The organism is Azospira sp. MPR-LB4 (assembly GCF_058809525.1).
Genome location: NZ_CM179521.1, coordinates 2,267,387 through 2,290,057 on the forward strand (window position 1 = coordinate 2,267,387; position 22,671 = coordinate 2,290,057).

A 22,671-nucleotide genomic window follows, 5' to 3' on the forward strand; every position below is an offset into this window, starting at 1 on the left:
TAAACAATACTGACCGTTGATATTTATTCAAACTTACTTTCATTGCATTACCCTTACTGATTGTCTAATTCAATACACAATAAATTCAGTTACTATCTCTAGTGCAATATCTAGTATTACATACCTAGAATTACAGACTTACCGTGTTATACCTAGAGATAGTGGTTTCGTTATTTCATGCGGTTTTTAAAGCCATTTCAACGGTACTTTAACCGCAAATTTTGCTCTAAATTTTTAACTTTCACCAAGTCAATAGTGTTTAGATAGGGCTGCACTTCATCGTTAAATCTTGACATAAAACCACTGATTAGCAAGTCAGTGGCATAAGCAATCGCCTCTTCTCGATATTCAAATTGGCTTCTATCCTGTAACGTCAAAACTATCCATTGCTCACCAACCCGAATTATTCCTTTAGGTTTCTCAGTTCTGAATGAATCCAATGATTCTTTTGTCTTGGTAAAACTTGTATTAACACTATGAGGCAGCAGCAAACAAGTCTCAGCACTATAGGACTTGGACGCATCAGTCAGGAACGGGACAATGTCGCTATCGAGAGAAAGAGTCGCGGTTTCAGGGTATTTAGTTTTCCTCTCCAAATACCATCTCTCAAAGACCTCAAAGCACTGAAAATCATCGCTAATAGGAACGTCTTTATAATTCTCTCGCTCCCGGACTCTTGCAAACATTGATTTCCAGTTTGAGTAATAAGGCTTGTATTTTCCGTTTGCATAGACACTAGAATTCCCAATAAAGCCGCCACTAGATTGTTCTAGAAACCTGTCTTTTACCTTACCATCCCTGATATTTTGGGCTGTAGCTAGAGTCTCGTATTGAGTGGCTATGAAGCGAATCTTTACGTTATTTGAGTTTATATACTCAAGCACTTCGACATAGCCGTTGCTTGTTTCTAAAACATCCCCAACCTGGAAGCGCTTGTGCTTCTTCTTACGGTTCGGCTTCGGTGTCTCAGCTTCTACTTCACTTACAGCTTGTTGCCAAAGGTCTAGGAAGTTACCCCCTTGATTATTTTCTTGCATGGTGTTTCCTTATTATTGTTTTTAGAGTTTATGCGTTGATTTATATACATAAGTTTGCAACCCTCTGATTTTGAACGAAAAAAAGCCACCTCAGACATCAAGGCGGCTCTCATTGGAATAAGCTGGAATTCATCGAAGTAAAACACAAGCTTACATAAATATTATATCACGACAATCACAGTTTGTCAAGCCAAACATCATATTTATTTGATTTCTAGATTTGAATTTACACTAACAATTATTTGAAAAATTGGTTTGAATTATGGCAAAGCCATTTGACAGCGTATAACATGCCAAAGCCACTTAACAGCATGATTTTAAAATATCAAAGAGGGGCTATCTCCCCCTCTATCGTCTATGCTGCCAAGTAGTTATAGATAGACGCTCTACTGATATTGAAGCGTTTAGCTAGCGCTGCCTTCTTCTCGCCTGATGTAACTAGCGTCTTGAGTTCTGCTACCTGTTCTTCGTTCAAAGACGCTTTACGGCCCTTATAGACGCCTTTTTGCTTGGCGATGGCGATGCCTTCACGCTGACGCTCTCTGATAAGTGACCTCTCAAATTCACAAACGGCACCGAGCATAGAGAGAAGCAAATTAGCCATTGGCGAATCATCGCCAGTAAATAGCAGCCCTTCCTTATGTGATCTCACGGCAACCCCACGACCTGTTAGACCTTTGATGATGCCTCGCAAATCATCTAGGTTGCGCGCCAGCCGATCAAGACTGTGAATGTGGAGGGTGTCGCCTTCCCGCAGATAAGCTAGGCACTCTCTCAGTGCAGGGCGGTTAGTGTCCTTTCCGCTCAACTTATCAGTGAAAGTTTTGGTTAGCTCAACTCCTTCTAGCTGGCGTGCCGTGTTTTGGTCTTCGGTTGAGACTCTGATGTATCCGACTGCTTGCCCGTTTTGCTTCATGGCGACCGCCCTCAAAGAAAGTGTATAACTGAATTCTAAGAGGCAAACTGGATTGTGTCAAACAAATAAGAAACAGACTCTAGATGGACACAAACTGTCATTTTCAGAAGGCGATAGCACGAATTATCAAAAGTCGGCCGCACGGTTTTTTCTGACGGTTGACGTCACCTCAGAAAACGGAAAATAAAGCACGCTTAGGCGTAGTTCCCTTGGCTACACCGCGTCGGTACTGCGCGGTTCTTTCTTCCCTTGCAGTGAAGCAATCAGCGGGCAAGAAACATTCCCCTGCCGCAGGTGGCAGGCACACACAAGTTCGGAAAGCACCGACTCCATACGCGCCAAGTCAGTCATTTTTTCGCGCACGTCCTTGAGCTTGTGCTCGGCCAGACTACTGGCTTCCTCGCAATGGGTGCCATCCTCCAGCCGCAGCAGTTCGGCTATTTCATCCAGACTGAAGCCCAGCCGCTGGGCTGATTTCACGAACCGCACCCGCGTTACATCCGCCTCGCCATAGCGGCGGATGCTGCCGTAAGGCTTGTCCGGCTCCGGCAACAAGCCCTTGCGCTGATAGAACCGGATGGTCTCTACGTTGACCCCGGCCGCCTTGGCGAAAACGCCGATGGTCAGATTTTCCAAATTGTTTTCCATATTGCTTGACTCCGTACATGACTACGGAAGTAAGGTTACGCTATCCAATTTAAATTCGAAAGGACACGCGCATGTCTGAACCACAAAACGGGCGCGGGGCGCTCTTCGCCGGCGGGCTGGCTGCCATCCTCGCCTCGGCCTGCTGCCTGGGGCCGCTGGTTCTGGTCACCTTGGGGTTCAGCGGCGCTTGGATCGGCAACCTGACGGTATTGGAGCCGTATCGGCCGATCTTCATCGGCGCGGCGCTGGTTGCACTGTTCTTTGCCTGGCGGCGCATCGTCCGACCGACCGCAGCCTGCAAGCCGGGCGAGGTGTGCGCGATTCCGCAAGTGCGCACCACCTACAAGCTCATTTTCTGGTTCGTCGCCGTGTTGGTCTTGGTCGCGCTTGGTTTTCCCTACGTCATGCCATTTTTCTACTAATCAGGAGTTCATCATGAAAAAGCTGTTTGCCTCCCTCGCTCTCGCCGCTTTCGTTGCCCCCGTGTTCGCCGCCACTCAGACCGTCACGCTGTCCGTGCCTGGCATGACCTGCGCCTCTTGCCCGATCACTGTCAAGCACGCGCTTTCCAAGGTTGAGGGCGTGAGCAAGACCGACGTAAGTTTCGACAAGCGCCAGGCCGTCGTCACCTTCGACGATGCCAAGACCAACGTCCAGAAGTTGACCAAGGCGACCGAGGACGCGGGCTATCCGTCCAGCCTCAAACGCTGATCCGTTAACCGAACTCGGGAGCGACACATGGGACTCATCACGCGCATCGCTGGCAAAACCGGCGCGCTCGGCAGCGTCGTTTCCGCGATGGGCTGCGCCGCCTGTTTTCCTGCCATCGCCAGCTTTGGCGCGGCCATCGGACTGGGCTTCTTGAGCCAGTACGAGGGGCTATTCATTGGCATCCTGCTGCCGATGTTCGCCGGCATCGCGTTACTCGCCAATGCTATCGCTTGGCTCAATCATCGACAGTGGCGACGCACGGCGCTCGGCACGATAGGCCCGATCTTGGTGCTGGCAGCGGTGTTTTTAATGCGGGCTTACGGCTGGCAGAGCGGTGGACTGCTCTATGTCGGCCTGGCCTTGATGGTTGGGGTGTCGGTCTGGGATTTCATCTCGCCAGCACATCGCCGCTGCGGGCCGGACAGCTGTGAATTGCCAGAACAACGTGGCTGACGGCAACAGCCGTAGCCACCACAGAAAAGGGAAAATACATGACCACCCTGAAAATCACCGGGATGACCTGCGACTCGTGCGCGGCTCACGTCAAGGAAGCCTTGGAGAAAGTGCCCGGCGTGCAATCGGCGCTGGTGTCCTATCCGAAGGGCACAGCGCAACTCGCCATTGAGGCGGGCACGTCATCGGATGCGCTGACTACCGCCGTGGCCGGACTGGGCTACGAGGCAACGCTTGCCGATGCGCCACCGACGGACAACCGCGCCGGCCTGCTCGACAAGATGCGCGGCTGGATAGGGGCCGCTGATAAGCCCAGTGGCAACGAACGCCCGTTGCAGGTCGTCGTCATTGGTAGCGGTGGCGCGGCAATGGCGGCAGCACTGAAGGCCGTCGAGCAAGGCGCGCACGTCTCGCTGATCGAGCGCGGCACCATCGGCGGCACCTGCGTCAACGTCGGCTGCGTGCCGTCCAAGATCATGATTCGCGCCGCCCACATCGCCCATTTACGTCGGGAAAGTCCGTTCGACGGCGGTATCGCGGCGACTGTGCCTGCGATTGACCGCAGCAAACTACTGGCCCAGCAGCAGGCGCGCGTCGAAGAACTGCGCCATGCCAAGTACGAAGGCATTCTGGACGGCAACCCGGCCATCACCGTTGTACATGGTGAGGCGCGTTTCAAGGATGAGCAGAGCCTGGTCGTCCGTTTAAACGATGGTGGCGAGCGCGTGGTAGCTTTCGACCGCTGCTTAGTCGCCACGGGTGCCAGCCCGGCCGTGCCGCCGATTCCGGGCCTGAAAGAGTCACCCTACTGGACTTCGACCGAGGCCCTGGTCAGCGACACCCTTCCCGAACGCCTAGCCGTGATCGGCTCGTCGGTGGTCGCGCTGGAACTGGCGCAAGCCTTCGCCCGGCTGGGCAGCCAGGTCACGATCCTAGCTCGCAACACGCTGTTCTTCCGCGACGACCCGTCCATCGGCGAGGCCGTCACAGCGGCCTTCCGTGCCGAAGGGATCAAGGTACTGGAACACACGCAAGCCAGCCAGGTCGCGCATGTGAACGGCGAATTCGTGCTGACCACGGGACACGGTGAAGTACGTGCCGACAAGCTGCTGGTCGCTACCGGACGGACACCGAACACGCGCAGCCTGGCACTCGACGCGGCGGGAGTCACCGTCAATGCGCAGGGTGCCATCGTCATCGACAAGGGCATGCGCACCAGCACGCCACACATTTACGCGGCCGGCGACTGCACGGACCAGCCACAATTCGTCTATGTGGCGGCAGCGGCCGGCACCCGTGCCGCGATCAACATGACCGGAGGGGATGCTGCCATCAATCTAACCGCGATGCCGGCCGTGGTGTTCACCGATCCGCAAGTAGCAACCGTGGGCTACAGCGAAGCGGAAGCGCATCATGACGGGATCGAAACCGACAGTCGCACGCTCACGCTCGACAACGTGCCGCGTGCGCTTGCCAACTTCGACACACGCGGCTTTATCAAGCTGGTCATCGAGGAAGGTAGCGGACGGCTCATCGGCGTGCAGGTCGTCGCCCCGGAAGCCGGCGAATTGATCCAGACGGCTGTTCTCGCCATTCGCAACCGCATGACGGTGCAGGAACTGGCCGACCAGTTGTTCCCCTACCTGACGATGGTCGAGGGGTTGAAGCTCGCGGCGCAGACCTTCAGCAAGGACGTGAAGCAGCTTTCGTGTTGTGCCGGATGAGGAAAAGGAGGTGTTCGATGAACGCCTACACGGTGTCCCGGTTGGCCTTTGATGCCGGGGTGAGTGTGCATATCGTGCGCGATTACCTGCTGCGTGGATTGCTGCGGCCAGTCGCCTGCACCACGGGTGGCTACGGCCTGTTCGATGACGCCGCCTTGCAGCGACTGTGCTTCGTGCGGGCCGCCTTCGAGGCGGGCATCGGCCTCGGCGCATTGGCGCGGCTGTGCCGGGCGCTGGATGCGGCGAACTGCGATGAAACTGCCGCGCAGCTTGCTGTGCTGCGTCAGTTCGTCGAACGCCGGCGCGAAGCGTTGGCCAATCTGGAAGTGCAGTTGGCCGCCATGCCGACCGCGCCGGCACAGCATGCGGAGAGTTTGCCATGAACAGCCCCGAGCGCATGCCGGCCGAGACGCACAAACCGTTCACCGGCTACCTGTGGGGCACGCTGGCCGTGCTGACTTGCCCCTGCCACCTGTCCATCCTCGCTGCCGTGCTGGCCGGCACAACCGCCGGTGCATTCCTTGTCGAGTATTGGGTCATCACGGCGCTCGGTTTGACCGGCCTGTTTCTTCTGTCACTGGCGCGGGCGTTGCGGGCATTCAGGGAAAGATCATGAGCGCTTCCCGGCCGGATGGATGGACTACGGCGGAGGGCCCAAGCGTTCGAGCGCGGGCAAGGCTTTCTGTTCGCAAAGCCGATGCCGGCGGCGGCATTCGCCGTCTTCGTCAGTCAATGGAGGGGTGCCACCATGAATGCAAATGATCCGACCGCCACCAGTTGCTGCGTGTGCTGCAAGGAAATTCCGCTCGATGCCGCCTTCACACCGGAAGGCGCGGAGTACGTCGAGCACTTCTGCGGGCTGGAGTGTTATCAACGTTTCCAGGCGCGGGCCAGCACTGCGACCGAAACGAGCGGCGAACCGAACGCTTGCGGTTCGCCACCGTCAAATTGAGACAAACCACGCTTTCGCTACGTCGCCTCATGTCGGCATCAAATTCGGCTGAGTAGCTTCTCGCCATCTGGACGTAGCTCGCCCTTGGGTGAAATATGCCGATACAGGGTCTGCCGCGTGATGCCAAGTTCCTGGCACAGGTCGCCGACCTTGGTCTCTGACTGCCCCATTGCCGCCATCGCCAGCCGCAGCTTGGCGGCGGTCATCTTGAACGGCCGGCCGCCTTTCCGGCCGCGTGCCCGTGCTGAGGCCAGGCCCGCCACGGTGCGCTCGGCGATCAACTCGCGCTCGAACTCGGCCAGCGCGGCGAAGATACCGAAGACCAGCTTGCCGGCGGCGGTCGTGGTGTCAATGGCCGCGCCGTGCCCGGTCAGCACCTTGAGGCCGATGCCGCGTCCGGTCAGGTCATGGACGGTATTGATCAGATGGCGCAGGTCGCGCCCGAGCCGATCCAGTTTCCAAACGACCAACGTGTCGCCTGGCCGTAGTGCCTTCAGACAGCTCGCCAGACCGGGACGATCCTCGCGTTTTCCGGACGCTTGGTCTTCATAGAGATGCGCCGGATCAACACCGGCCGCGACCAGCGCATCGCGCTGCAAGTCCGTCGCCTGGGAGCCATCCGCCTTCGATACTCGCATGTAGCCAATCAGCATCTTGTACCTGTCACATATACGTTCGATTATGTGACAGTTTGCATCGGGAAGCTCTGCACGTCAAAATTTGTCACTTAACCCGTCATTCTGTCTAAGGCATGCAAAGGGTAGGCTAGGCTCATAATGTGACAGAAATTCCGGGGGGATGCCTTCCTTCGCGAAGGTGGCGCGCAACTGTTCCAAGGAAGCGGGGTCGCGCCGACCATAGGAAGCCAACGCGAACAGCGAGCGTGCCGTCTCGGGGTTGTGTCGTGCTTCAATGATGGCCTCATCAATGGCCTGGATTGCACGCTGCCAGTGATCGACGGGTTCGGGCTTCGGCGCTTTCGCCGGCAGGCCACTGGTGAACCCGGTTTGGGGCTCGGACCAGAATAGCTTTGCGTGCTCGCCTGGCGGGCTTATATCCCTCACCTCAATCAAGCTGATTGCCGTTGCCGCCGCCTCCAGCATCTGCAACCGTACTGCCGGGTTCAGGGTTTCATACGGTCGCCACAGACTTTGCCCAGCACGCAGCGGATGCCCGCAGCATTCCCAGATTTGGCGGAGATACCCCGCGTAGGTGCCGCACGTCGAAAGCGGGGTGTTCAGCTCATCGAGCAGCGTGCGTAGCAGCCTAAACCACAATCCGGCGTGGATGCGTCGGCGCGGCAACTCCACGTGGCCGGTCGTCAGTGCCTGCCAGGTACGCTGGTCCATCGCCGCAATCGCGTCGCTGGCAGTGCGCGGTTCGGCGTCGGCGTTCTCCCAGCCGAGAAACCGCCCTGGCACGCCCCAATAGGATTCCAGCCAGCAGCCATGCAGTGGGCAGCTCAGCATCAGGGGCAGCTTCCACGCGAGCAGTACGGCTTGGTTCTCCGGATCGTTCAGGCAGAGCGGACAGGCGCGGTGTATCGGTTGGGTGGGCAGCCAGGCACGCCAGCTCGTGATGGATCGCGTCTTACGGCGGAGTCTCGGCAGCAGTACCGAGAGCTGGAACGCATAGGTTTCCAATGCGGCTGGAATCTGATCATCAAGGCTGTCCAGTAGCCAAGGCACCCAGCCGGCGAAACTCATGCAGCGCAGCCGATCCAGCTCGATACCGCTCCGCTGGGAGAGCATCGCCAGCAGCGCCAGTGGTGGCGCGGTGTCCAGGTCATCAACCTGGCCGTGACCAAGATCGTGCTCCAGCAGCTCGGACACTTCCATGTGATAGCAAAGGGCCACGCGGTTGAGCCACGAAGACAGGGCTTCGGCTTCCCTGGGTGCCGGATGCAGTGGCCAGCGTGGCGCTGGCTTCACATCAGTTCCCGCTCGAATTGCCGCCGCCGCTCGCTGGGACCGGTGTAATCGGCCATGCTGAGCGTGCGGTGGTTGATCGCTTCCTCACCACTCTCCACGGCGGCCACGGCCGCCGCCATCAATAGGTGCGCCAGCTCGCCAATAGTGCCCTCGCTGCGCGTGAGCAGGTAGCGAGCCATGTCCAGCGTGGCAATCGACGAAGGTCGCCGCAGCGGGAGCGAAGCCGCGAAGCTGGCCAGCAGTGAACAGCAATCGTCGTTGGCCTCCCACACCGGCAGCATCATCGGCTCGAAGCGATTTTCCAACTGGTCATCCGAGCGGATGGCCAGGTAGGCGTCGCGTGTGCCCACACCGACCAGCGGGATGCGCAATTCGTTGCCGAGGAAGCGCAGCAGGTTGAGGAATTCCCGGCGGTTGACGCTGTTGCCGGCCAGGACGTTGTGCAGCTCGTCGATCACCAGCAAACGCACACCGAGCTTGCGCAGCAGTGTCAGCGCCAGTTGCTCTATTTCCGGCAGCCGTGGGCGCGGTCGCAATGGTGCTCCCATCGCCGCGAGCAGCGCGACGTAGAAGCGGATCACCGATGGCTCGGACGGCATCTGCACGACCAATACCGGGATGTGCTCCTGGTCGGCGTCGGAGCTGGCCGGGTGGGCGCGGCGGAACTTCTCGACGATCATCGACTTGCCGTTGTTGGTTGGACCGACCAACAGCAGGTTGGGCATGCGTTGTTTGTTTGGCCACGTATACAGGGCTTCCAGCCGGTTCAACGCCTCGACTGCTCGCGGATAGCCGATCCAGCGGTCGGCGCGAAGGCGATGGATGCGCTCGTCCGCCGGGAGACGGGCCAAGCCCTGGGCCGCCGGCAGCAGGTGGGACAGGTCGATGATGGGATATTCGTCCACGGCTACCACTCCTCAATCTGGTCGAACGGTTTGGCAGGTGGCTGGTTGTCCGCCTGCGGGTCTGCCATGTCCGTGTCCGCTGGTGGCGTGGTTTTGACAGGTTGTTCCGTTGACTTGAGATGCTGGCGTCGATCCGCGTCGCGCCGCGCCTTGCGCGTGGCTTTCTGCGCAGTGGTCACGATTTCGCGCATCTGCCCGATCATGCGGAACAGCGCCGACTCATCCACCTGTTCGCGCCCTTGCTGCCGCAATTTCGCCAGCGCCTGCCGTTGTTCCCAGAGGGTGACAGCCGGGTGCGACAAGGTACGGTATGGAATTTCCAGATAGTGCTGCCCCTCCGGCTCCAGCACCCAAATGCGGCTGATGTCGCGTGGGTCGCGCCGGATCAGGAACGCAGGCAGGCGGTCGCGCCGAGCTATCCACGGCTTGAGCGCATCGGCGTAGTAGTGGATGTGGTCGATGACGAAGCCAGTGCGGGTCAGGGTGCGGCGGAGGACGGGCAGGAAATCGACCAGAAAAGCCGTGGTGCGAGTGATGACGGTTGGAACGCCGGTACGCGCGACAGCTTCGGCCCAGCGTGCGGCCGGCGGTTGGAGCAGGCCGTTGTGCACGGAGCCGTGATAGGTGCCAACCGCCAATGCGAGCCAGCGTTCCAGCTCGCGCAGTGTCAGGGCGGCCATCTTCTCGGAGGCGTATTCCCCGCGCTGGTCAGGGTTGGAGAAGGTCGTCCCCGGCAATTCGTCGTGGATCATTTGCATCGCCGTGCCGATGATCCGTTCCACGATGCCGCCATAGTGCGGCTGCCCGAGAGGCCGATAGTCCAACCGGATGCCATGCTGCTCGCAGCCACGGCGTAGCGCCTCGCTCTTGAATTCGGCCGCGTTGTCCAGGTAGAGCAGCGCGGGCTTGCCGCTCATCGGCCAGTCCATTTCCACGTCCAACCTTTCCAACCAAGGGCGCTTGTCGCAACCGGCGTGTGCGAGGCACAGGCCGACCGAGACGGCAGATGGCGCTTCTAACGTGACCACCATGCCAACCACGCAGCGGGTGAACACGTCGATGGCGAGGGTCAGGTACGGACGGCCAATCGGTTGCCGGTCGCGCTCGTCCACCACGATCAGGTCGATGACTGTGTGGTCGATCTGTACCTGCTCCAGCGGTGCGGAGACTGGCGGAGGAACACCGCCAACACCTTGCAGGATGCGGGACGCATCCTGGCCTTCCCGAAGTCGAGTGGTCTTGAGTGGATCAAGGCTGGCGATCCGCAACGCGACCGTGTTGCGCGCCGGCATCCGCAGCTTTTGCAGCTTGCACACCCGCGCAACTTCACGGTGGAACGCCGCCAAGCTGCGCTTCTGCTTGGTCAGGAAGCGCTTTTGCAGTAGCTCGCGGATGATTCGTTCGACCGACTCCGGCAAGCGGCCTTTACCTTTGCCACCGCTCGACTGTCCAAGAGCCAAATCAGTGACCAGCCCCGAACCTTGCCGGGCACGGCGGATCAGGACGTAGACCTGCCGCCGGGACAGACCCAGCGCCTGGGCTGCTGCGTCGGCCGCTTCATGCCCGACCGTCTCCGACTGCGCCAACGGCCCAATGATCTCCGCGCGGCAGCGAGCACGCTCCCATGCCTGTTCTGACAGGGTGGCTACGCCGCGCTCGGCAATCGGTACGGTATCGGTCGCCATGCTCGCCTCGCTTTGGTGCACACGAGTATTGAGCATAGACGAGTTTCGTGCAGAGGAGTCCTGATATCGGGCTGTCAGGAGCCGTATGCACAGCAGGCTTCATGTCTCGTTGATTGGTGCAGTCGTCTTCTGAAAATGACACAAACGACAGGGGGCGGCGCTGTCTAGCATGGGTACAGGCTATATATATACACCGACACTCATTACATTGACGTATGCTTATGCTTGTTAGCTTTATGTCCGCCAATGATTGGCAACCAGAATCTGAGGTCACAAAGGAAACAAAATGCAAGTTAGCGAATTCAAAGACTTATTTATAACCGAAATTAAAGAGCTTTTGCACCCGATTCACTTGGGCCATTACATTCTCACAAGCAATGGAATTATTGAGGATGAAGAGGTTAATCTGCTAGATCAGTTTTCCTTAGAACTAGAAATGCTTGCTGCCAAATGTATTGCTCAAGACAAGTCAATATCAGAAAGTGAGATTGATAGATTTGTCGAGGTCGTAAAAATTATAAATATAGCTGGTGAGCGAAATATTCTTAGTCGAGATGGCTACAAATTACTACTTCATAGAATGCTTGATACTTGGACCAGTGACAACAGTCTCAGCATTTGTACTGCACCAATGTCTTTACGACTTATAAAAGTCTCCGACGATCACGAAGACACAAATTTTATGAGCCGAGCACGGCACATTTTTTTCAGCCTAGCTCTAATTTGTGTAAAAGCTGACGGCATCGTCAATCAAGAGGAAACTCAGTTTCTTCATAAATATAAGAAAGCACTATGGGATGACTTTGACGACACTTACGAAGATAGCTTATACGAATTAAACATAAGCAACAAATGCCCAACCCATCTATCAGAAGATGTAAGCCCAATTGATTGCGATGCGCTAATCAACAAACTGAACTCATTAACTGGTATATCTAGCGTTAAAGAAGAAGTCCAGCGGCTTGTTAATTCAATTAAGATTAACAAAGTGCGGCAGGAAAAAGGGTTGCCAACTGCCAACACCAATAACCACCTTGTATTTTACGGAAACCCGGGCACGGGCAAAACCACCGTCGCACGATTACTATCAAGTATATTCAAAGGTTTGGGCGTTCTCGAAAAAGGGCATCTTGTCGAGGTTGACCGCAGTGCATTGGTCGCTGGCTATGTTGGCCAGACGTCAATCAAAACACGTGAGTTAGCAGAATCAGCTTTCGGGGGCGTATTGTTTATTGATGAAGCCTATTCTTTGGTGAAAGATGGGAATGACTTCGGAGCAGAAGCGATAGACACTCTTCTAAAGATCATGGAAGACCACAGAGAAGACCTTATTGTTATTGTGGCTGGTTACACTGAAAAGATGGGCAATTTCTTAGCGTCAAATCCTGGCTTAAAGTCACGTTTTACGCGGTTTATGAATTTCCCTGACTACACCCCTGCTGAGCTTGTTGAAATCTTCGAGAAAATGGCATCTGATGCCGCCATGAAAATTACTCCAGACGCAAAAGTCAAGGCTTCAGAGCTTTTCAACGCAAGCTATAGGCATCGTAATGAAGCATTTGGGAATGCTAGGTTAGTTCGTAACTTGATAAATGATGCAATTTCGAATCAAGCAGATCGAATTGTATCTGTGCCGAATTTGACCGAAGAAATACTACAAACTCTGACGGCAGATGACATTCCCGACGTGATAGCTACGTTTTAACTTAAGAAACCACAACGAGGCTAAGCGCCATACCTCAACCTGAAGGATTTTAGATGTTAAAAGATATTCTGCTAGTAATTTTCTGGCTTTTCGTTTCCGCATGGGCTTTAGCCCTTTTAGTAATTTTGTTTGCCAAGCTAGCGCTGTGGCTTAAAAGTGACCGCCCAGAACCTCAAGCAACTAATAATGAAACATATGAGCAGCGGATGAAAAGAAAAGCCCTAGAAAATAGAGAATCTCTCAATAAACTGTCTTCACATAAAGCTTTGCTTGCGGTCTATGTAGGTGGAACCAATATTCGCGTAGTGGAAGGAACAACAGTTTATCTATGCACAATTGATGATGCTTTTGTTATAAGACATGCAATTGCTAACGAAGGCCCGGATATTTTATTAAAAGACATTACTACAGTTGAAATTTCTGGCCCCGGAACCCAAACAACAAACGCAGGCTTAATTGGCGGGGGCTTTGGGCTTGAAGGCGCAGTAAAGGGAATGCTAGCTGCGGCTCTAGTTAATGCAGCCACAACCAAAACAACTACTAATACATTTCTCCGAGTGGCAACGAGTAATTCAGAAGCTCTTTTTCATTTCAACGATCAAGAGCCTTCCGCGTTACGCCTCACTCTCTCCCGCCTGTTTGTGGCTGCTGATGCAAACAAAGCCCCTAAAGCAGTTGCAACAAATAGCATATCTGACGAGCTTGCTAAGTTGCAGTCACTGAAAGATGCAGGTGTTCTTAGCGAAGAAGAATTCGGTACTGCGAAACAAAAGTTGCTCGCATAAATATTTCCGTATCTCCTAACGTCTAACTTCAACTATTTCTGACTGCTCACCCTCAATAAAATCATATTCCCCGTCTGGATATTGCTCTACGTCCATTGGCCCCCATGTGTGATGCTCCACAAGGTAGCAGCCTAGTTTCTGGGAGCGTTTTAGGATTATCCATTCATCGCTAGGATCATCGGAATCTTTGCAGGTTAGCCGAACGCGCCCGTCTTTGGTTCGATCAACAACGATTCTATAGCCTGCATTTTTAAGGGCTAGCCTCATTAGAAAAGGGCTTGATTCAATTCTAGCTATTTGTTCCTCTACTGCTGTCTTCAAGCCCTCGTTCTGAGCTTCAGGAAAACCCCAACCAAACACAGCATCAACCATGTTTAAGCGCTTTCCTTTGCCTAACTGCTTTCGCATTTCCTGTATATGTTCCTTGTAGCTTTCAAACTGCTGTTGCTTATCTAGGCTTGAAGTAATCTCCTTGTCGCACTCGTCAAGTTGATCTTTCAATAATTGGAGCCTCCCCAAATCTTCTTCAGAATCATTCACACCCCCGACGAACAGCCTATGACGATTCTTGTATTCAGTCTCTAACCTTGTCCTTTTTTCAACCAGACCTGACAAATTCTCTCGGGTCTTTACGTCCATTGCTGCCACATAGGCCAAGTCGAACAACAATCTATCTACAGTCGCGTTATAGACAAGCATTGCAACCTCTTCCGGCACAGTTGCGCCGTTGCTGCAAGACTTCTCATGTAGATAGTTGCGACAGTTACCATACACAATCATTGGCTTGGCTGCGTAGGCTTCAGAGCCTTTAGGGGCGGCTATCGTTGCTGCTGGTTTCTGTATTCTAAAATTGAACGAACCACCGCATTTGCCGCACACAACAAGCCCAGACAGGGGACGAAAGTTCGGCTGTTTTGGAGTTCTGGTTCTAGCCTTGCGCTGCCTCTGTAGCTCAAAGAATTCTTTCTCTGACAACAAGGCATCAAAGCATTTGACCCCTCGCCAATGTCCTAGTAGTACCTCACTGTCCAGCCACCGCGTAAGAGTTCTGGCTGCTACTTCAAAGCCTAAACTTTCTCTGGAAAAGAAGCAGACTTCACGCACTCCTTCACCCTGAAGATATAAATCAATCAGTTGTTTGATAGTTGGCGCTAGATCGTTCAGCTTTAAAGTCTGACGATCAACCCAAGCAGGGATGTTATGCAGTTTCGTTACCTGCTGCCCCGCTCTGGCGTGTTCCTCCTTCACTTTCCACGCCGCTTTGACACGGGAACCTAGACGTTTACTGTATTCATGCGCTCCCTGCACCTTAGCTGCAAGCAAGAATAGTTGATGGCCGCTTAGGGATTCCTTCGTGTATATCTGACCATCTTCAAGCGTAACGATTGAAACACCCGCATTGACAATATCCCCTAGAAGCCTCAGGGCGTCCATTGCCTGCGCTCTGGAGAGCCTGTCTATGGCTTCCACAACGAGAGCATCGCCACTACTGACCGAGCCTCTTTGAATTGCCTCTAGGATGGCACCTAGCCCGCCGTCTTTGTTCTTCCCCTTGTAGGCTGACAACCCTTCATCTTTTTCGCTTAGATTGCTTTCATAATAGCTATCTTGATTCTTTGCTAGCCATTCGCTGAACATCTCACGTTGCCGCTCTATAGATGATCCCTTGCCTTGCTTTAGGCTTGAGAAGCGAGTGTAGCTAATTGCTTGATGCTTGATTTTTGTAGGATTTTCTAAAGACATGGCAACACCAACATGCAAATCGTATGATTAGTACATTCTGCCATACCTTCCAGCTGGTGGCGGCCATGAATCCCTGTCCCTGCGGCTATCGGGGCCATCCCCGGCGGCTCTGCCGCTGCACCCCGGACCAGGTGGCCCGCTACCGGGGACGCCTCTCCGGCCCCCTGCTGGACCGCATCGACCTGCTGCTGGAAGTGCCCGACCTGGGCGCCGAGGAACTGCAGGCCGCCCCGGACGGGGAAAGTTCGGCCCAGGTGCGGCAGCGGGTGGTCCTGGCCCGGGAGCGGCAGTTGCAGCGCCAGGGCGTCTGCAACGCCCGGCTCGAGGGCAGCGAACTGGAGTACCATTGCCGGCCGGACGCCGACGGGGCCGCCCTGCTGCAACAGGCGGTGCGCCGCCTCGACCTGTCGCCCCGGGCCTACCACCGGGTCCTGCGGGTGGCCCGCAGCATCGCCGACCTGGCCGCAGCGCCGCAGATCGGCGCCGCCCAGGTGGCCGAAGCCCTGCATTACCGCCGCAACGAAACTCCCGGCTGATTGCCTTGCCTGAAGGGCATGCCCCGGCGCCGGCCGGACCCGCCCCCTTGATTCCATTGAGCCGCCCTTGATTTCCTACCGCCTCCTCGCCGTCCTCCTGGCCACCCTGTCGGCCCTCGGCCCCTTTTCCATCGACACCTACCTGCCGGCCTTCCCGGAAATGGGCCAGAGCCTGGGGGCCACCCCGCTGCAGGTGCAGCAGACCCTCACCGCCTACCTGCTGCCCTTCGCCATCATGACCCTGTGGCACGGCGCCCTCTCCGACGCCCTCGGGCGCCGCCGGGTGATCCTGTGGGCCCTGGTGCTGTTCGGCCTGGCCTCCGTCGGCTGCACCCTGGCCACCAGCATCGAGCAGCTGTGGCTCTTCCGTGCCCTGCAGGGCATGACCGCCGGCGCCGGCATCGTGGTGGGCCGCGCCGTGGTGCGGGACGTCTTCCAGGGGGCCGAGGCCCAGCGCCTGATGGCCCACGTGGCCATCATGTTCGCCCTGGCGCCGGCCATCGCCCCCATCATCGGCGGCTGGCTGCACGTGGCCTTCGGCTGGCGCTCCATCTTCCTGTTCCTGGTCCTGGCCACGGCCCTGCTGCTGGCCGCCTGCTGGCGCTGGCTGCCCGAGACCCTGGCCCCGGAGAGCCGCCAGCCCCTGCATCCGGGCTACCTGATGGGCGCCTACCGGGCCGTGCTCACCTCCCCGGGCTTCCTCAGCGCCTCCCTGGCCATCTCCTTCAACTTCCTCGGCTTCTTCATCTACGTCATGTCGGCCCCGGTGTTCCTCATGCAGCATCTGGGCCGTTCGGAAACAGAGTTCTACTGGCTCTTCGGCCCGGCCATGGCCGGCCTCATGGGTGGTTCCTGGATCTCCGGCCACCTGGCCGGCCGCATCACGCCCCGGGTCACGGCCCTGGCCGGCTACGCCCTGATGGGCCTGGGCGCCGCCATCAACCTGGCGGTCAGCTTCGGCCTGCCGCCGGGCATTCCCTGGAGCGTGGTCCATCTGCTGGTGTACAACGTCGGCATGGCCATGGCCATGCCCTGCCTGACCCTGATGGCCCTGGACCTGTTCCCCCGGCAACGGGGCCTGGCCGCCTCCTGCCAGACCTTCCTGCAGGCCGGCATGAACACCGTGGCGGCGGCCCTGCTGGCGCCCCTGCTGTGGGACACCACCCGCCACCTGGCCCTGGGCTCGACCCTGCTGCTGGCCCTGGGCCTGGCCTGTACCCTGCTGCACCTGGGCCTGCCCCGCCGGACGCCAGCCACCTGACATTTTCCCGGGGGCCGCCGCTATACTGGAACTCCTTCACGGTCGGTTCCAATCATGGGTGCAGCCCCGTCCAGACAGAACGAATCCACCATCCGCCGCAGCCTGCTGATCCGGGTGGCGGCCCTGGTCTTCGTTTCCATCGCCCTTTTTTCCTTCGGCCTCTACGGCCTCATCATCCGGCCCACGGTGCACGACCTGGCCGCCCGGGAGATGCGGGGTGCCGTCGAAGCCATGCAGAGCCGCATCTCCCAGAAGGTGGGGCAGGTCGAGTACGTGGCCCGCATCGCCCGTACCTGGGGCGAAAACGGCGAGCTGGACCTGGACGACGTGCGCGCCTTCAACCAGCGCTTCATGCCCATGCTGCGCAATTCCCCGGTCATTTCCTCGGTCATCTTCGCCGACAACCAGGGCCGGGAAATCCTCCTGCTGCAACGCCCCGACGGCGCCTGGAACAACCGCATCACCGACGTGCAGCGGCACGGCAAGGAAGTGCGCTGGATGGCGTGGCAGGACGAACGCACCCTGCTTTCCGACGAGCGGGTCGTCAAGGACTACGATCCGCGCCAGCGCCCCTGGCATCGCGGCGCCCTGGCCCTGGAGCGGGACGATGACCTGCACTGGACCCAGCCCTACACCTTCTTCACCGCCCAGCAGCCCGGCATCACCCTGTCCACCCGCTGGCGCCGCGGCGGCGAGACCTATGTGATCGCCTTCGACGTGCTGCTGGCCGACCTTTCCCGCTTCACCGGCAGCCTCAGCGTCGGCGACCACGGCCACGCCGCCGTCCTCACCAACGACGGCCTGCTGCTGGCGCTGCCACGCCATCCCGGCTACAGCAGCGACGACCAGGTGCGCCAGGCCCTGCTGCAGCCGGCGGCCAAGTCCCCGGTGGAATCCCTGCGCCTGGCGGTGGAGCACTGGGAGCAGAACGGCCGCGGCGCCTTCTTCGCCACCCTGGGCAGGGAACAATGGATCACCAGCGTCCAGCCCCACCGGCTGCAGGACCAGCAACTCTGGCTGGTGGCCCAGGCGCCCCTGTGGGATTTCATTCCCGGCGCCCTGCGGGACGTGCTGCTGCTGGCGGTGCTGGCAGTGCTGGCCCTGGGCCTGGGCCTGGGGGTGGTGATGGCGGCCCGCCTGGCGCGCCGCGTCGCCGTGCCCCTGGACATCCTGGCCGGGGACAGCGAACGCATCGGCGCCCTGGATTTCTCGCCGCGCCAGTACCGGCGCACCGGCTGGCGCGAGATCGACCGTCTCGCCGCGGCCCAGGAGCACATGCGGGAAACCCTGCAGGACGCCACCCTGCGCCTGGAGGAACGGGTCGAGCAGCGCACCCGGGAACTGGCCGACGCCCGGGAGGAATCGTCGCGGCAGCTGGTGCTGCTGCAGGCCATCATGGACAGCATGCCCAACCCGGTCTTCTTCAAGGATGCGGAAGGCCGCTTCCTCGGCTGCAACCGGGCCTACGAGGACACCTTCGGCGTCGGCCGCGGCCAGATCGTCGGCAAGACGGTGCGGGAACTGCCCTTCCTTTCCGAGGAGGAAAAGCAGGAGCTGCAGGCCGTCTCCGAGGCCATCATCCGGGACGGCATCATGATGCACCGGGAACTGCAGCTGCCCTTCGCCGACGGCCTGCGCCACGACACCCTCTACTGGGCCAACGGCTTCAGCCGGGAAGACGGCACGCCCGGGGGCATGGTGGGCGTGGTGGTGGACATCTCCGAGCGCAAGCTGATGGAGGAGGAGCTGCGCCGGGCCCGGGCCACGGCCGAGGAGGCGACGGAGGCCAAGTCCCTGTTCCTGGCCAACATGAGCCACGAAATCCGCACCCCCATGAACGCCATCATCGGCATGGCCCACCTGGCCATGAAGACCGAGCTGACGCCGAAACAGCGGGACTACGTGGGCAAGATCCACAACGCCGCCATCTCCCTGCTGGGCATCATCAACGACATCCTGGACTTCTCCAAGATCGAGGCCGGCAAGCTGTCCCTGGAATACGTGCCCTTCAGCCTGGAGGACGTGCTCGACAACGTCTCCGGCCTGCTCGGGCTGAAGGCCAACGAAAAGGGCCTGGAGCTGCTTTTCAACGTCAATGCGGGCACCCCGGCCGGCCTGGTGGGGGACCCCCTGCGCCTGAACCAGATCCTCACCAACCTGGTCTCCAACGCCATCAAATTCACCGAGCGGGGCCAGATCACCCTCACCACCCGCCCGGTGGACCAGGCCGGCGACCGGGTCAAACTGCAGTTCTGGATCGAGGACATGGGCATCGGCATGAGCCGGGAGCAGCTGCTGCACCTGTTCCAGGCCTTCACCCAGGCCGACGGCTCCACCACCCGCAAGTACGGCGGCACCGGCCTCGGCCTTTCCATCTCCCGCCGCCTGGTGGAAATGATGGGCGGCACCATCTGGGCCGACTCGACCCTGGGGGAGGGCAGCACCTTCTGCTTCACCGCCTGGTTCGGCCGCGCCGAGGAACTGGCCCGGCCCCGCACCCTGCCCGCCTCCCTGGCCGGCCTGCGGGTGCTGGTGGCGGACGACAACGGCGCCGCCCGGGAAATCCTCGGCGAAGCCCTGCGCCACCTGGACCTGCGCCCCGACCTGGTGGCCTCCGGCGCCGAGGCCCTGGCTCAGCTGACCGAGATGCAGGGCGGCGCCGACCCCTACCGGGTGCTGTTCCTCGACTGGCAGATGCCCGACCTGGACGGTGTCAGCACCCTGCACAAGCTGCAGCAGGCCCTGCCCCAGGCCCAATGGCCCCGGGTGGTGATGGTGACGGCCTACGACCAGGAGGAACTGCGGCGCCAGACGGAAAACCTGGGCATCTGCGGCATCCTGGTGAAGCCGGTGAGCGCCTCCACCCTGTTCGACGTCCTGGTCAGCCTGGTGGACGCGGACAACGCCCCGGCCACGCCCCTGCACATCGCCGCCCCCCAGACCCGCATCGACGGCATGCGCATCCTGCTGGCCGAAGACAACGAGATCAACCAGCAGATCGCCGTGGAACTGCTGCAATCCATGGGCGCCCAGGTGACGGTGGCCGGCGACGGCCTGCAGGCGGTGGAACTGCTGGAACGCTCCCCGGACGACAGCTTCGACCTGGTCCTGATGGACCTGCAGATGCCCCACCTGGACGGCTACGACGCCACCGAGCGGCTGCGCTGCCAGCAGCGCTTCGCCCACCTGCCAATCCTGGCCATGACCGCCCACGCCATGCCGGAGGAGCGGGAGCGCTGCCTGGCCATCGGCATGAACGACCATCTGGCCAAACCCATCGACCCCACCGCCCTGGCCGCCACCCTGGCCCGCTGGTACGAGGAACGGCCGGGCGCCTCGGCGCCGGCGCCAACCCCCGCCAAGGATGGGACGGATGCGCTGCCCCCCATCCCCGGCGTGAACACGACCCAGGGCCTGGCCCGCATGGCCGGCAACCAGGCCCTCTACCGGCGTCTGCTGCTGCGCTTCGTGGACACCCAGACCGGCACGGGGGAGCACATCCGCCAGGCCCTGGCCGACGGCGACATCACGGCGGCCGAACACCTGGCCCACACCCTCAAGGGCGTCGCCGGCAACATCGGCGCCGAAGTGCTGCAGCAGAAGGCCACGGCCCTGGACCAGGCCCTGCGCCGCAACGACGGCCAGGGGCAGAAACTGGAGTCCCTGCGGCAACGCCTGGCGGAAGAGCTGGCGGCCGTCACCGGGGCCATCGCCGCCGCCCTGGCGGAAGAGGGCGGCCCGGCGCCGACCCAGGCTGCCCCCCTGGATGCAGATCAGCGCCACCGGGCCCGCCAGCTGCTGGCCGAACTGGCGGAACAGCTGGAAGCCAGCGAAATCCACGCCGGCCAGCTGTTCCGGGAAAGCCGCGCCCTCCTGGCCGGGCTGCTGCCGCCGGCGGACCTGACGGGTCTGGAAAAGGCCATTGCCGATTATGATTACGACCGGGCCCTCAACATCGCCCGGGCCCATCTCTAGGGAGAGATGCCATGAGCCTCAATCTGGACTTCACGACCCGGCCCGTGATCCTGGTGGTGGACGATACCCCGGACAACCTGACCCTGATGGCCGAGCTGCTGCAGGACCGCTACGCCATCAAGGTGGCCAACAACGGCGAGCGGGCCCTGCGGGTGGCCGCCGGCACGCCGCCGCCGGACCTGATCCTGCTCGACATCATGATGCCGGACATGGATGGCCTGGAAGTGGCCCGGCGCCTGCGGGCGGACCCGGCCACCCGGGACATTCCTTTCATCTTCCTCACCGCCCGCAGCCAGATCGAGGACGAGCGCCAGGGCTTCGAGCTGGGCGCGGTGGACTACATCACCAAGCCGGTAAGCCCGCCCATCCTCCTCGCCCGGGTGCACACCCACCTCACTCTGAAAGCCGCCAAGGATTTCCTCAAGGACCAGAACGCCTACCTGGAGAGCGAGGTGCAGCGCCGCACCCAGGAGGTCTCCATGATCCAGGACGTGACCATCATGGCCATGGCCTCCCTGGCGGAAACCCGGGACAACGAAACCGGCAACCACATCCGTCGCACCCAGAACTACGTGCGTATCCTGGCCCGGCAGCTGCAGGGCCATCCCCGCTTCGCCGCCTTCCTCAGCGACGCCAACATCGAGCTGCTGTACAAGTCCGCACCCCTGCACGACATCGGCAAGGTGGGCATTCCCGACCGCATCCTGCTCAAGCCGGGCAAGCTGACCCCGGAAGAGTTCGAGATCATGAAGACCCACACCACCCTGGGCCGGGACGCCATCCTCCACGCCGAAGTGCGGCTCAACTCGCCCAACACCTTCCTCCGCTTCGCCCGGGACATCGCCTATGCGCACCAGGAGAAATGGGACGGCAGCGGCTACCCCCTGGGCCTGCGGGGCGACGAGATTCCGGTGGCGGCCAGGCTCATGGCGGTGGCCGACGTCTACGACGCCCTCATCAGCCGCCGGGTGTACAAGCCCCCCTTCCCCCATGAGCAGGCGGTGCAGATCATCAGCGAAGGGCGCGGCAAGCACTTCGATCCGGACATGGTGGACGCCTTCCTCCAGGTGGCCGAGGATTTCCGCAGCATCGCCGCCACCTTCGCCGACACCGAAGGCGACGCCCAGCTGGAGGCGGAGCGGGTGCGCCTGCAATTCACCGAGGCCGCCCCGTGAAGGGCCGTCCCCTGGCCGTCCTGGCCCTGCTTTTGGGCCTCTCCCTGGCGGGCTGCGACTACCTGGCCCTGCAGGACCTGAAGCCCGGCACCTCCACCGACCTGGAAGTGCGGGACCGCTTCGGCACCCCCGCCATGGAATGGCACAACGCGGACGGCAGCCTGACCTGGGAATATCCCCGGGGCCCGGCCGGGGTGGACACCTACATGATCACCCTGGGCCCCGACCGCATCCTGCGCTCGGTGGAACAGGTGCTGACCGAGGCCAACTTCGCCCGCATCGAAAAGGGCATGAGCCAGGAGCAGGTGCGGCGCATCCTGGGCCGGCCGGGCAGCATCAACCACTTTCCCCTGAAGCCGGAAACCGTGTGGGACTGGCGCATCGCCGGCATCCCCGCCAGCGACGAAACCCACTTCCACGTGCACTTCGGTGCAGACGGCCGGGTCAGCGGCACCTCCCGGCGGGTGGAAGCGAAGGCCTGAAGTCGCCGATCGGCACGGAGCCCCCTGTTTTTTATCAAGTTTTGCTT

The 22,671-nt window shown here is 59.5% G+C and carries 22 protein-coding genes; 14 read left to right on the forward strand and 8 right to left on the reverse strand.

Features of this window, described 5'->3' with window-relative positions; genetic code table 11:
- Nucleotides 1-197: 197 nt before the first annotated feature.
- The 3 genes from AC3QLZ_RS10725 to merR form a co-directional block, all read right to left on the reverse strand.
- Nucleotides 198-1,037 (reverse strand): hypothetical protein, encoded by an 840-nt coding sequence (locus AC3QLZ_RS10725; protein WP_492783248.1) that lies wholly within the window; start codon nt 1,035-1,037, stop codon nt 198-200.
- A gap of 355 nt (nt 1,038-1,392) precedes the next feature.
- Nucleotides 1,393-1,953: a recombinase family protein gene (locus tag AC3QLZ_RS10730; RefSeq protein WP_492783249.1), complete on the reverse strand. Its 561-nt coding sequence runs from the start codon at nt 1,951-1,953 to the stop codon at nt 1,393-1,395.
- Nucleotides 1,954-2,166: 213 nt separating this feature from the next.
- Nucleotides 2,167-2,601, reverse strand: a complete 435-nt coding sequence (gene merR / locus AC3QLZ_RS10735) for a mercury resistance transcriptional regulator MerR (RefSeq protein WP_005798840.1) — start codon at nt 2,599-2,601, stop codon at nt 2,167-2,169.
- Nucleotides 2,602-2,672: 71 nt separating this feature from the next.
- Between merR and merT the strand changes: the two genes are divergently transcribed.
- From merT to AC3QLZ_RS10770, 7 genes are all read left to right on the forward strand, one after another.
- A complete protein-coding gene (merT, locus tag AC3QLZ_RS10740; protein WP_005798838.1) occupies nt 2,673-3,023 on the forward strand; it encodes a mercuric ion transporter MerT in 351 nt (116 codons plus the stop codon).
- Between the two features lie 13 nt (nt 3,024-3,036).
- The gene (gene merP / locus AC3QLZ_RS10745) at nt 3,037-3,312 is read left to right on the forward strand and encodes a mercury resistance system periplasmic binding protein MerP (protein WP_004178136.1); all 276 of its coding nucleotides are present in this window, start codon (nt 3,037-3,039) and stop codon (nt 3,310-3,312) included.
- 27 nt (nt 3,313-3,339) lie between these two features.
- Nucleotides 3,340-3,765, forward strand: a complete 426-nt coding sequence (gene merC, locus AC3QLZ_RS10750) for an organomercurial transporter MerC (RefSeq protein ID WP_000522996.1) — start codon at nt 3,340-3,342, stop codon at nt 3,763-3,765.
- A 38-nt stretch (nt 3,766-3,803) separates the two neighbouring features.
- The gene (gene merA / locus AC3QLZ_RS10755; protein WP_005798829.1) at nt 3,804-5,489 is read left to right on the forward strand and encodes a mercury(II) reductase; all 1,686 of its coding nucleotides are present in this window, start codon (nt 3,804-3,806) and stop codon (nt 5,487-5,489) included.
- A gap of 17 nt (nt 5,490-5,506) precedes the next feature.
- Entirely contained in the window at nt 5,507-5,872 is a 366-nt protein-coding gene (merD, locus tag AC3QLZ_RS10760; RefSeq protein ID WP_005798827.1) for a mercury resistance co-regulator MerD, read from the forward strand.
- Nucleotides 5,869-6,105: a broad-spectrum mercury transporter MerE gene (gene merE / locus AC3QLZ_RS10765; RefSeq protein WP_005413392.1), complete on the forward strand. Its 237-nt coding sequence runs from the start codon at nt 5,869-5,871 to the stop codon at nt 6,103-6,105. Before merD ends, merE begins: the two co-directional genes overlap by 4 nt.
- Nucleotides 6,106-6,237: 132 nt before the next feature.
- Complete coding sequence (locus AC3QLZ_RS10770) at nt 6,238-6,441, forward strand: DUF3330 domain-containing protein (protein ID WP_005413391.1); 204 nt, start codon at nt 6,238-6,240, stop codon at nt 6,439-6,441.
- Between the two features lie 38 nt (nt 6,442-6,479).
- On the opposite strand, the gene AC3QLZ_RS10775 is transcribed toward AC3QLZ_RS10770, so the two are convergent.
- The 4 genes from AC3QLZ_RS10775 to AC3QLZ_RS10790 are packed head-to-tail and all read right to left on the reverse strand — an operon-like array spanning nt 6,480 to nt 10,962.
- Nucleotides 6,480-7,094, reverse strand: a complete 615-nt coding sequence (locus tag AC3QLZ_RS10775; protein ID WP_010981357.1) for a recombinase family protein — start codon at nt 7,092-7,094, stop codon at nt 6,480-6,482.
- Between the two features lie 60 nt (nt 7,095-7,154).
- On the reverse strand, nt 7,155-8,372 hold the full coding sequence (locus AC3QLZ_RS10780; protein ID WP_009288528.1) for a TniQ family protein: 1,218 nt from the start codon (nt 8,370-8,372) through the stop codon (nt 7,155-7,157).
- A complete protein-coding gene (locus tag AC3QLZ_RS10785; RefSeq protein WP_013741668.1) occupies nt 8,369-9,277 on the reverse strand; it encodes a TniB family NTP-binding protein in 909 nt (302 codons plus the stop codon). The genes AC3QLZ_RS10780 and AC3QLZ_RS10785 overlap by 4 nt, the downstream gene beginning before the upstream one ends.
- A gap of 2 nt (nt 9,278-9,279) precedes the next feature.
- The gene (locus tag AC3QLZ_RS10790) at nt 9,280-10,962 is read right to left on the reverse strand and encodes a TnsB C-terminal domain-containing protein (protein WP_011494284.1); all 1,683 of its coding nucleotides are present in this window, start codon (nt 10,960-10,962) and stop codon (nt 9,280-9,282) included.
- Nucleotides 10,963-11,248: 286 nt separating this feature from the next.
- On the opposite strand from AC3QLZ_RS10790, the gene AC3QLZ_RS10795 reads away from it, so the two are divergent.
- On the forward strand, nt 11,249-12,667 hold the full coding sequence (locus tag AC3QLZ_RS10795) for an AAA family ATPase (protein WP_492783250.1): 1,419 nt from the start codon (nt 11,249-11,251) through the stop codon (nt 12,665-12,667).
- Between the two features lie 53 nt (nt 12,668-12,720).
- Nucleotides 12,721-13,452 (forward strand): SHOCT domain-containing protein, encoded by a 732-nt coding sequence (locus AC3QLZ_RS10800; RefSeq protein WP_492783251.1) that lies wholly within the window; start codon nt 12,721-12,723, stop codon nt 13,450-13,452.
- Nucleotides 13,453-13,467: 15 nt separating this feature from the next.
- Here the strand turns inward: AC3QLZ_RS10800 and AC3QLZ_RS10805 are convergent, their stop codons facing one another.
- Nucleotides 13,468-15,195: a recombinase family protein gene (locus AC3QLZ_RS10805; protein WP_492783252.1), complete on the reverse strand. Its 1,728-nt coding sequence runs from the start codon at nt 15,193-15,195 to the stop codon at nt 13,468-13,470.
- Nucleotides 15,196-15,218: 23 nt separating this feature from the next.
- Between AC3QLZ_RS10805 and AC3QLZ_RS10810 the strand changes: the two genes are divergently transcribed.
- From AC3QLZ_RS10810 to bamE, 5 genes are all read left to right on the forward strand, one after another.
- The gene (locus tag AC3QLZ_RS10810) at nt 15,219-15,731 is read left to right on the forward strand and encodes a magnesium chelatase subunit ChlI family protein (RefSeq protein WP_492783253.1); all 513 of its coding nucleotides are present in this window, start codon (nt 15,219-15,221) and stop codon (nt 15,729-15,731) included.
- Nucleotides 15,732-15,798: 67 nt separating this feature from the next.
- Nucleotides 15,799-16,992 carry a multidrug effflux MFS transporter gene (locus AC3QLZ_RS10815; protein ID WP_014235883.1) on the forward strand — a complete coding sequence of 398 codons (1,194 nt, stop codon included), beginning with the start codon at nt 15,799-15,801 and terminating at the stop codon, nt 16,990-16,992.
- Nucleotides 16,993-17,046: 54 nt separating this feature from the next.
- Complete coding sequence (locus AC3QLZ_RS10820; protein WP_014235884.1) at nt 17,047-20,967, forward strand: response regulator; 3,921 nt, start codon at nt 17,047-17,049, stop codon at nt 20,965-20,967.
- A gap of 11 nt (nt 20,968-20,978) precedes the next feature.
- On the forward strand, nt 20,979-22,142 hold the full coding sequence (locus AC3QLZ_RS10825; protein ID WP_014235885.1) for a response regulator: 1,164 nt from the start codon (nt 20,979-20,981) through the stop codon (nt 22,140-22,142).
- A complete protein-coding gene (gene bamE / locus AC3QLZ_RS10830) occupies nt 22,139-22,624 on the forward strand; it encodes an outer membrane protein assembly factor BamE domain-containing protein (RefSeq protein ID WP_014235886.1) in 486 nt (161 codons plus the stop codon). Before AC3QLZ_RS10825 ends, bamE begins: the two co-directional genes overlap by 4 nt.
- The last annotated feature ends 47 nt before the right edge of the window (nt 22,625-22,671 follow it).

Bases quoted from the DNA above. Each gene is read 5' to 3' on its own strand.
- AC3QLZ_RS10725 (WP_492783248.1), bottom strand. From the start codon at position 1,037: ATGCAAGAAAATAATCAAGGGGGTAACTTCCTAGACCTTTGGCAACAA.
- AC3QLZ_RS10730 (WP_492783249.1), bottom strand. From the start codon at position 1,953: ATGAAGCAAAACGGGCAAGCAGTCGGATACATCAGAGTCTCAACCGAA.
- merR (WP_005798840.1), bottom strand. From the start codon at position 2,601: ATGGAAAACAATTTGGAAAATCTGACCATCGGCGTTTTCGCCAAGGCG.
- merT (WP_005798838.1), top strand. From the start codon at position 2,673: ATGTCTGAACCACAAAACGGGCGCGGGGCGCTCTTCGCCGGCGGGCTG.
- merP (WP_004178136.1), top strand. From the start codon at position 3,037: ATGAAAAAGCTGTTTGCCTCCCTCGCTCTCGCCGCTTTCGTTGCCCCC.
- merC (WP_000522996.1), top strand. From the start codon at position 3,340: ATGGGACTCATCACGCGCATCGCTGGCAAAACCGGCGCGCTCGGCAGC.
- merA (WP_005798829.1), top strand. From the start codon at position 3,804: ATGACCACCCTGAAAATCACCGGGATGACCTGCGACTCGTGCGCGGCT.
- merD (WP_005798827.1), top strand. From the start codon at position 5,507: ATGAACGCCTACACGGTGTCCCGGTTGGCCTTTGATGCCGGGGTGAGT.
- merE (WP_005413392.1), top strand. From the start codon at position 5,869: ATGAACAGCCCCGAGCGCATGCCGGCCGAGACGCACAAACCGTTCACC.
- AC3QLZ_RS10770 (WP_005413391.1), top strand. From the start codon at position 6,238: ATGAATGCAAATGATCCGACCGCCACCAGTTGCTGCGTGTGCTGCAAG.
- AC3QLZ_RS10775 (WP_010981357.1), bottom strand. From the start codon at position 7,094: ATGCTGATTGGCTACATGCGAGTATCGAAGGCGGATGGCTCCCAGGCG.
- AC3QLZ_RS10790 (WP_011494284.1), bottom strand. From the start codon at position 10,962: ATGGCGACCGATACCGTACCGATTGCCGAGCGCGGCGTAGCCACCCTG.
- AC3QLZ_RS10795 (WP_492783250.1), top strand. From the start codon at position 11,249: ATGCAAGTTAGCGAATTCAAAGACTTATTTATAACCGAAATTAAAGAG.
- AC3QLZ_RS10800 (WP_492783251.1), top strand. From the start codon at position 12,721: ATGTTAAAAGATATTCTGCTAGTAATTTTCTGGCTTTTCGTTTCCGCA.
- AC3QLZ_RS10805 (WP_492783252.1), bottom strand. From the start codon at position 15,195: ATGTCTTTAGAAAATCCTACAAAAATCAAGCATCAAGCAATTAGCTAC.
- AC3QLZ_RS10810 (WP_492783253.1), top strand. From the start codon at position 15,219: ATGATTAGTACATTCTGCCATACCTTCCAGCTGGTGGCGGCCATGAAT.
- AC3QLZ_RS10820 (WP_014235884.1), top strand. From the start codon at position 17,047: ATGGGTGCAGCCCCGTCCAGACAGAACGAATCCACCATCCGCCGCAGC.
- AC3QLZ_RS10825 (WP_014235885.1), top strand. From the start codon at position 20,979: ATGAGCCTCAATCTGGACTTCACGACCCGGCCCGTGATCCTGGTGGTG.